The 11,364-nt window shown below is 56.0% G+C and carries 5 protein-coding genes and 1 tRNA gene; 2 read left to right on the plus strand and 4 right to left on the minus strand.

Annotated features, from left to right (window positions below; translation table 11 throughout):
- A tRNA-Met gene (locus AC07U6_RS07550) sits at positions 1–74 on the plus strand.
- An 82-nt stretch (positions 75–156) separates the two neighbouring features.
- On the opposite strand, the gene amiC is transcribed toward AC07U6_RS07550, so the two are convergent.
- Positions 157–1,401 (minus strand): N-acetylmuramoyl-L-alanine amidase AmiC, encoded by a 1,245-nt coding sequence (gene amiC / locus AC07U6_RS07555; protein WP_494763674.1) that lies wholly within the window; start codon positions 1,399–1,401, stop codon positions 157–159.
- Between the two features lie 213 nt (positions 1,402–1,614).
- Here amiC and argA point away from each other — a divergent pair, with 213 nt between their 5' ends.
- The gene (gene argA, locus AC07U6_RS07560; protein ID WP_494763675.1) at positions 1,615–2,988 is read left to right on the plus strand and encodes an amino-acid N-acetyltransferase; all 1,374 of its coding nucleotides are present in this window, start codon (positions 1,615–1,617) and stop codon (positions 2,986–2,988) included.
- A gap of 17 nt (positions 2,989–3,005) precedes the next feature.
- Here the strand turns inward: argA and recD are convergent, their stop codons facing one another.
- The 3 genes from recD to ptrA are packed head-to-tail and all read right to left on the minus strand — an operon-like array spanning position 3,006 to position 11,250.
- Positions 3,006–4,835 (minus strand): exodeoxyribonuclease V subunit alpha, encoded by a 1,830-nt coding sequence (gene recD / locus AC07U6_RS07565; RefSeq protein ID WP_494763676.1) that lies wholly within the window; start codon positions 4,833–4,835, stop codon positions 3,006–3,008.
- Positions 4,832–8,368 carry an exodeoxyribonuclease V subunit beta gene (recB, locus tag AC07U6_RS07570; protein WP_494763677.1) on the minus strand — a complete coding sequence of 1,179 codons (3,537 nt, stop codon included), beginning with the start codon at positions 8,366–8,368 and terminating at the stop codon, positions 4,832–4,834. The genes recD and recB overlap by 4 nt, the downstream gene beginning before the upstream one ends.
- The gene (ptrA, locus tag AC07U6_RS07575) at positions 8,365–11,250 is read right to left on the minus strand and encodes a pitrilysin (protein WP_494763678.1); all 2,886 of its coding nucleotides are present in this window, start codon (positions 11,248–11,250) and stop codon (positions 8,365–8,367) included. The genes recB and ptrA overlap by 4 nt, the downstream gene beginning before the upstream one ends.
- Positions 11,251–11,364: the final 114 nt, after the last annotated feature.

An 11,364-nucleotide genomic window follows, 5' to 3' on the forward strand; every position in this document is an offset into this window, starting at 1 on the left:
GGGATGGAGCAGCCTGGTAGCTCGTCGGGCTCATAACCCGAAGGTCGTCGGTTCAAATCCGGCTCCCGCAACCAATTAAACACCCTTCAGGGTGTTTTTTTGTATCTGCAGTTTGTTCGCTGATGTAAAGCGGATGGTTTCCCCGCCCACTCTTCTCTACTTATGCGGGCTCAGCGATGCGCCTTTCGCAAAGTACGCCTTAATCCCGGCAAAAATCGACTCAGCCACCTGCTGCTGAAAATGCGCGGTACGCAGCTTGCGCTCTTCTTCTATATTGCTGATAAACGCCGTTTCAACCAGTATTGATGGAATATCAGGGGCTTTCAGTACGGCAAACCCGGCCTGGTCAACGCTGCGCTTGTGCAGATGATTCACTTTCCCCAACCGTGACAGCACCTCTTTACCGAACTTCAGACTGTCGTTAATCGTCAGGCTCTGCACCATATCGAACATCGTATGGTCGAGATAACGATCGCCGCTCATGCTCACGCCGCCAATCAAATCCGATTCGTTCTGAGTTTGCGCCAGATAACGCGCTGCGGTACTGGTCGCGCCTTTGGTAGACAGAGCAAAGACCGATGACCCGCGAGCGGCACGGCTGGTAAAGGCATCTGCGTGAATCGACACAAACAGATCCGCACGCTGCTTACGTGCTTTCGCCACCCTCACCTTTAGCGGGATAAACACGTCTTCATTACGCGTCATATAAGCACGCATATTTGGGTGTTTATCGATCAGCGCTTTCAGACGGCGGCCAATCTTCAGTACCACATCCTTCTCGCGAGTTTTATGCTTGCCGACCGCACCGGGATCTTCCCCACCGTGCCCGGGGTCAATCATAATCACGATGGGCCGATCTTTCCCTGCCTTACCCGGCAGCGGTGCCGCAGCGGGCTGGCTGCGTTCCAGCTTGCCCTGATTGTAATCTTCCAGTAATGCCAGCAGCGGATCATCACCGTATGGCTGTTTAACCGGGTAGAGATCCAGCACCAGGCGGTTTTTGATCCCGGCGACCGGCGCCAGCGTGAAGGTTTTAGGTGAAACGTTTTGCTTCAGTTCCAGCACCAGCCGTACGGTACTGGCATCAAACTGGCCCACGCGGGCATTTTTGATATAGGGGTCGTCCTGACGCACCAGATTGCCGACACCGTTCAGTGTGCGATTGAGCTGGATATTTTCAATATCGACCACCACACGGTCGGGATTACTGAGCGCGAACTGCTTATACTTCAGCGGGATATTGGACTCAATGGTCAGACGAGAATAGGTTGACGATGGCCAGATACGGATCGCCACAACATGGCCGCCGGCAGCCATACCTGCCCGGCTGACGCTGAGCAGCAATACGGCGCCCGCTCCCTGTAAAAACCGTCGTCGGTTGAGGGATGTTGAATCGGTCATGCCACTCCAGTTGCTGTAAATTGATTAATAAAAAGACAAACGTTTGTTTTTTGCAAAAACTTTAGCGAATCCCTTAACCAGTGTCACCCCAAAAAAGCGATTAAATGCAGCACATTAGCGTGAGCAAAAATCAGTGCTGGGTGATAACTAAGGAAAAATGCCACTTGCGCCCGAAGCAATAAAAGAATAAAAATACACATTTACCGAATAATAATGCAAAGAGGGTTTGCCGTGAAGGAACGTAGTACCGAGCTGGTTCAGGGTTTTCGCCATACCGTTCCCTATATCAATGCCCACCGTGGTAAGACGTTTGTCATTATGCTGGGTGGTGAAGCCATCGAGCATGAGAACTTCTCAAGCATCGTTAACGATATTGGCCTGCTGCATAGCCTGGGCATCCGCCTGGTGGTGGTTTACGGGGCCAGGCCGCAGATCGATGCCAACCTCTCCGAGCGAAATCTCGAGCCTGTTTATCACAAGCATACCCGTGTAACGGACGCGCAATCGCTGGAGCTGGTCAAACAGGCCGCCGGTCGGCTGCAGCTGGATATTACCGCTCGTCTGTCGATGAGCCTGAACAATACCCCGCTTCAGGGCGCGCATATTAATGTAGTCAGCGGCAACTTTATTATCGCCCAACCGCTGGGCGTGGATGACGGGGTGGATTACTGCCACAGCGGCCGCATTCGCCGCATTGATGAAGAGGCGATCCATCGTCAGCTGGACAGCGGTGCCATCGTGTTGATGGGCCCGGTTGCCGTCTCCGTCACCGGCGAAAGCTTTAATCTGACCTCGGAAGAGGTGGCAACCCAGCTGGCGATTAAGCTGAAAGCAGAAAAAATGATCGGTTTCTGCTCAGAGCAGGGGGTCACCGACAGCAGCGGCGATATTGTCTCCGAACTGTTCCCGAACGAAGCACAGCAGCGTATTGAAGAGCTGGAAAACGATCGGGACTATCATTCCGGCACCGTGCGTTTTCTGCGCGGCGCGGTGAAAGCATGCCGCAGCGGCGTGCGTCGCAGCCATCTGATTAGCTATCAGGAAGACGGTGCACTGCTGCAGGAGCTGTTCTCCCGTGACGGTATTGGTACGCAGATCGTAATGGAGAGTGCCGAGCAGATCCGTCGCGCCACTATTAACGATATTGGCGGTATCCTTGAGCTGATCCGTCCACTGGAGCAGCAGGGTATTCTGGTGCGCCGGTCGCGTGAACAGCTGGAAATGGAAATCGATAAATTCACCATTATCGAGCGCGATAACCTGACTATTGGCTGCGCTGCGCTTTATCCGTTCCCGGAAGAGCAGATTGGTGAAATGGCCTGCGTTGCCGTTCACCCGGATTACCGCAGTTCATCACGCGGCGAAGCGCTGCTTGAGCGTATTGCACTACAGGCTCGCCAGATGGGATTGAAGAAGCTGTTCGTGCTGACCACCCGCAGTATTCACTGGTTCCAGGAACGCGGGTTCCAGCCGGTGGATGTAGAGCTGCTGCCGAGCAGCAAGAAAGAGATGTACAACTACCAGCGCCGTTCCAAAGTGCTGATGGTGGATCTGCGAGAAAACAGCGCACACGTGCGCCAGAGCTAACTGGCGCCGCGCTATTTTTACAATCGTTCCACCAAACCGCTTCGGCGCTGAGTACGCATGTTCACCGCGCTGTTAAATACGCGAGTATCAGCGTACAGCGTCAGCTGACGCTTAGCGCGGGTAATACCGGTATAAACCAGCTCACGGGTCAATACCGGCATGATCTGATTAGGCAGTACCATCAGCGTGTGCTCAAACTCTGACCCCTGAGACTTATGCACCGTCATCGCATACGCCGTGTCGTGGGGTGGCAAACGGCTGGGCTGAACCGCCTTAATCGTGCCATCAGGCAACGGGAAAAATACCTTCAGCGCCTGTTCATCATCCAGCATTGCGATGCCGATATCACCGTTAAACAGCCCCAGTAAGCGATCGTTACGAGCAATCATCACCGGCCTGCCAACATACCATTTACCGTTTGCCAGCATACCGCGACGAATCAGCCCGCTCTGGCGCAGCGTGGCTTCTATACGCTCATTCAGGCCGCTAACGCCGAACGGACCCTCGCGCAGCGCGCACAGAAGCTGGAAGCGCCCAAACGCCAGCAGCACGTCAGCAGGAGAATCCCCGGCGGCAAGCCGCGAGAGATAATCACGGTAGCCTGACGCACAGTCGTTAAGCAGCTGCTGATACTCTTCGCTGCTGCTTAAACCGTAGCGACAGATATCGCTGAACTCACCGCCAAACACCGCGCCTGCACGTTTAACATCCCCGGCGTTGACCGCCATCGCCAGCTGACCGATACCTGAGGACGCGGTAAACCGATAGCTCTTGCGCAGCAGGCAAATCGCATCACGGACAGGCGGTGCGGTTGCATCCTCATTCCCCGTCACCTCACAGCCGGTAAGCCGGGTAAGTTCAGCGGCACGCGCCGGGCTATAGCCAAATTCGGCGCACCGACAGATATCACCCAGCACGGCTCCCGCCTCAACAGAAGCCAGCTGATCGCGATCGCCAAGGAAGATAACCCGCGCCTGCGGCGGGAGTGCGGCAATCAGATTTGCCAGCATCGGCAGATCGACCATCGACGCCTCATCGATAACCAGGACATCAAGATGCAACGGGTTACCGGCATGGTAGCGCATGCGCTGGCTGCCGGGCAGCGCCCCCAGAAGGCGGTGCAGCGTTGTCGCTTCCGCGGGGAAGCGTTTGAACACGGTATCATCCAGCGCCAGCTGCTGCAGCGTTTTGCCCAGCGACTCGGTCAGGCGTGCCGCTGCCTTGCCGGTCGGTGCCGCCAGTTCAATTCGCGGAGTACCGGGATAAAGCTCAATCAGACAGGCCAGCAGTTTAGCAACCGTGGTGGTTTTACCCGTTCCCGGGCCACCGGAGATCACGGCAACCCGCCTTGTAATCGCGACCGCCGCCGCAATTTTCTGCCAGTCTTCCGGCTGCTGGCCGAAATAACGATCCAGCGTTTCACTCAGTGCAGCGTCATCAACGGGCAAAGGCTGCTGCTGACGGTGAATAAACTCCACCACTTCCCCTTCACTCTGCCACATACGGTGCAGATAGAGCCGCTGCTGCTGCATCACCAGCGGTGTGGCACACGAACCATCGCTCACAGCGGAACTCTCCGACAGGAGCTGATGCCAGTTCGCGGGTGAACCGGCAGCCTGCCAGATAGCCTGTGCCAGTTCAGGATGACGCCCGTCGAACATCTGGTCAGGATGCAGCAGTTCAAGCGGCAGACAAACGTGCCCTTCCCCGGCATCGCGGCTGACCAGGGCCGCTGCCAGCATCAGTGCGGGCTGCTGTTCACCAGCCACCATCAGGGCAAACTGCACGTCCAGTGTACGCAGCAGGCGCTGGCGACACGCCAGCTGCAGGTGCTCGATTAGCGTCATACTTCACTCTCCGCTTCGGCAGCAAATAACCGGTCGAGCGCGTTGACAAACTCCACCTGTGGCCGGGTACTGAAGATACCGTTGCTTCCCTCCGTACCGTCCAGGCCACGCAGGAAAAGATAGATAACGCCACCAAAGTGCTGTTCATAGTCGTAACCGGCCAGACGCTGACGAAGATAGCGATGCAGCGCCAGACTGTAGAGCTGATACTGTAAATCGTAGCGATGAGACTGCATCGCCTGCGCCATTGCCTCCTGGGTATAAGCGCTGCTCTCCTCCCCCAGCCAGTTCGACTTGTAGTCGAGCAGGTAATATTTTCCCTGCCAGCAGAACACCAGATCGATAAATCCTTTCAGCATGCCGCGAACCTGATAAAAATCGAGGGGTGGACATCCGGCGGAGAGCGGGTCCTGCCGCACCAGCCGATCCAGATCCTCTGCGGTGAGCAGGCGAGAAATCGGCAAATAAAATTGCAGCTCCACTCGGCATGTATCCGTGGACAGCTGATTCAGGCTAACGCCGCTGTCATTGAGCGGAGTTTGCAAAATGCGCAGCATCCATTCCGTCATCGTTGGCAGCCAGGCCATATCCAGCCCCTCGGCGCTGATCCGTTCTGTCAGCCACTGCTTATCAAGTGGTGCAGAGAAGTCCAGGGATTCAAACAGACCATGCAGGAACGTACCCGGTGCGGCACCGCGCGGGAAGGTATGCGGCGTCAGCTGTGGCAGCAGTGAATCCTGCGCCTCACCGGCGGCATCTACATCCAGCCGCGGCAAAAGATCCAGCGCCGCTGCGTGGCCGTGCTGCTGTAAACCTGAATAGCTGGTCACGCGCCAGTCGTCACGCAGCGGACGCGTCAGCCGCTGGCTGCTCAGGATTAACTGACCTTCCACCTCCGGCTGCCACAGCTCAGCTTCCGTCAGCGGTACGGCAGCCAGTGCGGTATGATCGCTTTCCATCTCTTCCAGCAGAGCACGCAGCATTGCAGCATCGGTCGCCTCGCCACGCTGGATAAGATATCCCGGCGCGCTGTGGTGCAGATCGCTGTTGCCTTCTTTCTTACGCGTTCCTTTAATCAACGGGGCAATCCCAACGCTACAGTGGTAAATCGAACGCGTCAGCGCTACGTACAGCAGCCGTAAGTCCTCGGCCAGCCGCTCTTCTTCCGCCAGGCGGGCGCTTTCTTCATCCTGCTGTAAATCCAGCAGCGCCTCGAAAGTCTGCCTGTCGTGATAGATGCCGTTTTCCGCCGCACGGTAGTTACAGACGAACGGCAGCCAGACCAGCGGATACTGCAGGCCTTTCGACTTGTGAATAGTCACAATCTGCACCAGATGGCGATCGCTCTCCAGCCGCAGTTGCTGATTAGCCACCTGGCCGTCGGGCTGCACCACCTGCTGCGCCAGCCAGCGTACCAGGGCATGCTCGCTGTCCAGCGCGGTCGCCGCCTCCTGCAATAATTCACCCAAATGCAGTAGATCGGTCAGACGGCGTTCACCACTGTCGGAAGCCAGCAAATTCTCGGCGATTTGCCGCCGCATCATCAGATCACGCAGCATCGGCAGCACGCCCCGATTCAGCCAGCGCTGACGGTAACGATCGAACTCATCTACCAGCTCATCCCATGCACGCTCATCACGACTCAGGGCATCCAGCGTCAGCGCATCAAGACCAAACAGGCTACTGGCCAGCGCGCTGCGCAAAATACGCTCCTGCTCCGGTGCCAGCACGGCCTGGAGCAGCAGCAGGACTTCGCGTGCTTCCGGTGTGGTAAATACGCTATCGCGGTTGGAAAGATAGACGGAGGGAATAGTCAGCCGATTCAGCGCCTCACGCATGACGGCGGCTTCGCTGCGGCTGCGCACCAGAATGGTAATATCTGAAGCCTGTAGCGGTTTAAGGTGCGGTATTTTTCCAATCAGCGCCAGCCCCTGCTGCCCGGCAGTCAGCCAGCGGCAGATTTCCGTCGCACACTGCTGCGCCATATAGTGCTGATAATCAGTCACTCCCACACCGTCGCCAGGCTGCAGCCAGAACTTCAGGGCGGGCTGTTGCACACCATCCACACTGAAGCTCAGGGAATGGTTGGGTTCCGCCGGACTGACCTCAATAAAAGGGATATCCTGGAACACAAACGGGGCAGGATGACGCTGGAACAGCTGATTAACGCTGGCCACCATCGACGGTGAAGAACGCCAGTTGGTTTCAAGAGTATAGTGGGCGCTGACTTCAGCCCGCGCCTTCATATAGGTAAAGATATCCGCGCCACGAAAAGCATAGATCGCCTGCTTCGGGTCGCCAATCAGCAGCAGAGCGCTATCGGCCTGCCCCACGTACAGCGTCTGAAAAATTCGATACTGCTGCGGGTCGGTATCCTGAAATTCGTCGATCAGGGCTACCGGGAAGCGCTGACGCACGGCTGCAGCCAGCAGATTACCGCCGGGCTGTTGTAACGCTGCATCGAAGCGGCCAAGCAAGTCGTCAAATCCTAACTGCGCGTGCAGGCGTTTTTCCTGGCGGGTGACTGCACGGATTTCGTCCAGCGCGTGAGCAACAATCAGGTCACGCAGCGTGCGGGGCTGTGCCAAAAAAGCATCAATCTGTTCAAACAGTGGATGAACGGGAGCGAGACCTTTTTTAGTTTTCTCCACCAGCACACGCTGGCCGAAACGTTCGAGATCTTTTGCCACGTCATAATCAAGCGTTTCGCTTTGCGCCCACTGGGTGATTTTATTCAGCCAGTTAGGTAAGTGCTTACTGTTGTAGCTACGCCTGTCGATACCTGACGCATCAATCAACTCAAACAGATTTCCCGCAGCCAGCCATGCCTGCTTCAGCGCAGTTATCTGGGCGATAATCGCCTCGTGACGCTGTTCCAGCGTTTCTTCCGGGTTTGGTGCTGACTTCAGCGAGGGCGCCTCGCCCCCCAGCCAGGGCGACAGGTCCCTGAGCAGCTGCTCAGGCCCATTCCACAGCTGGCGAACAACGCGCGCAACCGGCAGCGGCAGCGGATAACAGTGGCGTCGCCAGAAATCCGCCGCTGCACGGCGACGCAGCGGCGTTTCATCTTCAATCAGCTGCTGTTCGAACAGCATGCCGGATTCAAAGGCGTTCAGATTGAGCATCCGCTGACAGAAGCCGTGAATGGTAAAGATACCGGCTTCATCCATCTGCCGCTCGGCCGCCAGCAGTACTGATGCGGCCTGCCGCAGATCGGGAATTTGCTCAATCAACGCTTGCAGCATCGGATTACGGCTTTCACCACGCACACAGTCGATACGCAGCGCGTGGATGTCTTCACGAATACGCCCGCGAAGCTCGGCGGTGGCAGCCTCGGTAAAGGTCACCACCAAAATCTCCTCCACCGACAGCGGACGGCTGAATGCAGATTCTCCGCCTAATCCCAGCAGCAGTCGCAGATAAAGAAGGCCGATGGTAAAGGTTTTCCCCGTACCCGCCGACGCTTCAATCAATCGCTCGCCGTGCAGCGGCAGGGTTAACGCATTCAGCCTTTCCGCAACCTGCTGACTCATGGTTTATCCTGGCTCACCGGGAACGACTGTTGCAGAGTAGAGATATTCTTCCAGGTCTTCCAGCCTGCTGGAGCCGCATAGTCCGCCTTACCGTGATGGCTGCCGGAAACCTGCGATAGCAGTGCCAGACCGGTTGGTGCAATCACCGCCTGATGGAAGAAATCAGCAATACTTTCCGGCGTCAGGGCCTGAATCTGCGCAATCACTTTTTCACGGGTATCGAACTGATAATTTTCGCGATTAAAATCTTTGCTGTAGCGACTGGCTTCTTCATCCAGAGTCTGCGGACGCTGCTTCAGTTCGTTGATCATCGCTGCCTGATACTGGGCAAAATCCTCTTTGCTCAGCGCTCGCAGGCGCTTCTCAGCGGAAGGATAAAATGCCTCGAAGCGCTGCAGTAGATAGGCGGGCTGCTTCACGTTACTTTGCAACAAAAAGCCGATGCCCCACTGACGCCCTACCGGCATCTGGAAAGCAAACACCGCGTAGCCAAGCTGCTCTTCGGTTCGCAGCTGGTTATAGAACCACGGCTGGATAATCTGGCTCAGCATCGAACTGCTGGCCATGCTTTGATGTTCATCAAAGCCAACCGGCACGTAGACCGCCGCCAGCGCAGAGTCCGTGCTGCTTCCCGCTTTTTGCAGGTTGGCCAGTGCCTTTTTATCGACCTTAATAAATTCACTGTGCCACCAGCTGTGGCCTTCACAATTCAGCTGCTGTCTGACCTGCTCAGCCAGGTCGTTTACCGCATCAGGAGTCATATTGCCGACAACCAGCAGTTCGGGCGTGGACTGCTCCAGCAGCATTTTACGGTAGTCCAGTAGCTGCTTAAGGGTAATAGCTGGCAGCAGCTTACGGCGCTCACTGCGCTGGGTATAAGGCAGACGCGACAGCAGCTGCGCTGGCTGGATAGCCAGTTCAAATGCTTTGCCTTTTTCCGCCGAGTCCAGGCGTTCCAGATACCAGGACTTGGCCTGCTCCAGCTGCTGTTCGGTCGGCGTAAAGCTGGCATACCCTTCCAGCAGCTGCTTCATCAACTTCGGCAGGCGCTGAGTAAAACCGCTGGCACTGAACGTGACGCCATCATCTTCCCTGGTGGAGAAGCTGATACCACCGACCGATGCCTGCGAGCTCAGTTCATCCAGCGCCACGCCAGCCAGATAATCATTAAGAGCAAACAGCACCTGGTTCTGCGCGCTGTCCACCGCTGCTTTGTTACGCAGCGCCAGGGTGATATTGGCCTTAGGCTCATCAGCATAGTACTGGCTTGGCATGTAGAAGACCCGCAGCCCAGGCTGATTGAGCAACTCTTCCGGACGCTCATACTTCTTATCCGGCTTGATCAGGCTGAAGTCATCAGGAATGTACGGGTTGAGCACCGGCAGAGACAGGGTAAGCTTGTCGCTCTCTGCCTGCCATTTGCTGAACCTTTCGCTGCTGATTTTATCCACCTGATAAGGCGCATCAACGAAGTAGGCCGTTTTGTTGTGGGGCTCATTCGGGCTGATAAACCAGATGCGGGCATTCTGCGGGGTCATTCCCTCAAGGCGCGCTTTAATGGCCTGCGGATCGTAGCGGTCTGCGATGTACGGTGCATCCAGCACGTCGGCAACCGGCACGCGAAGCATGGTATCCACCAGCCATTCGATGTAGTCCATATCGCGGGTGATGGAAGGATAACGGAAATCCAGGTCCAGCACGTGCGCCACTTCATCAAAGTAACTTTTATCGATGCCCTGCGTACGTAAGGTGTTCAGATAGCTGAAGACTGCCGCGATAACTTCATCACGATTGGCCTGGCCTTTATCCGTCAGCGAGACGGAAATCGAGAATACCCCACCGTTGCGGTCGATAACCGGATCGGCACCGGCGCTAATCGAGTCAGCCAGCCCACGGCTTTGCAGCCAGTCGGATAAGGTATTTTTGCTGCGGTTACCAATCAAATAGCCTATAAGCGTATCGGTTTTACTACGGAACTCGGCGCTGTTGTTATCAATGCGAAACTCAATACGCAGCTGCTTGCGCGGCTGTGCCGGCACATAGTGAATGATGATGCCTTTCTGCTTATCGGTCACTACCGGTACGGTGATATCCGGCACCGTCGCCTGACGGTTTTCGACGCGGCCAAAGGTTTCGACAGCTATTTTTTCCATCTCGGGAAGCGGTTTATTACTGTAAATCACCGCCTTCATCAAGTTGGCTGAGTAATAACGCTGATAAAAAGCCTTCAGGGCATCATGCAGTTTACTGCCCGGCTTATCACGCAGGGTTTCCAGGTTCCCGCCGGAAAAGCGTGAGCTGGGATGTTCGGGATTCAGCGTTTCAGCACCAACCTGTGCCATACGCAAACCGTCACGGGATCGCGCCATGGTCAGTTCGGCGTTAACCGCATTACGTTCGCGATCGGCATTAACCGGATCGAGCAGCGGTTCGGCAATGGCATCGGCAAGCCTGTCGGCCGCCGGTTGCAGCGCATCGTTCGCAACTTCCAGATAAAACGCCGTACGATAGGATGCGGTACTGGCGTTGTGGCTACCACCGTGCTTTTTCAAAAATTCGGCGAGGTTATCCGGCTGCGGGTAGCGCTTTGATCCCATCAACACCATATGCTCAAGATAGTGGGCCAGGCCAAGCTGGTCGGTGGGGTTTTCCAGCGATCCGACCGGCAGCGCCAGTGCGGCCAGTGACTTTGTGGCCTTATCATCGGAAACCAACAGGACGGTCATGCCGTTATCCAGGCGGATCGCCTTGTACTGACGAGGGTCTTTTTCACTTTTGCGAATAATGTCTGTAACCGGTTGCCATCCGTTTTCTGCCTGCGTCAGCGGGCTGAACAGAGCGAAAAAGACAAAGTAAACTAACCAGACTGCATAACGACGCATTCAAACTCCCTCAATTTTGCTGGTGTTTAATTGTTATAAAATAACACTACAGGAGATCGTCCTGATTGTCCGTAAAACTTCCCCTGTCTTCCTTGGGGAAAGTGGGTACCTCAC

This window comes from Erwinia sp. GW821-FHT03D09 (assembly GCF_059420805.1).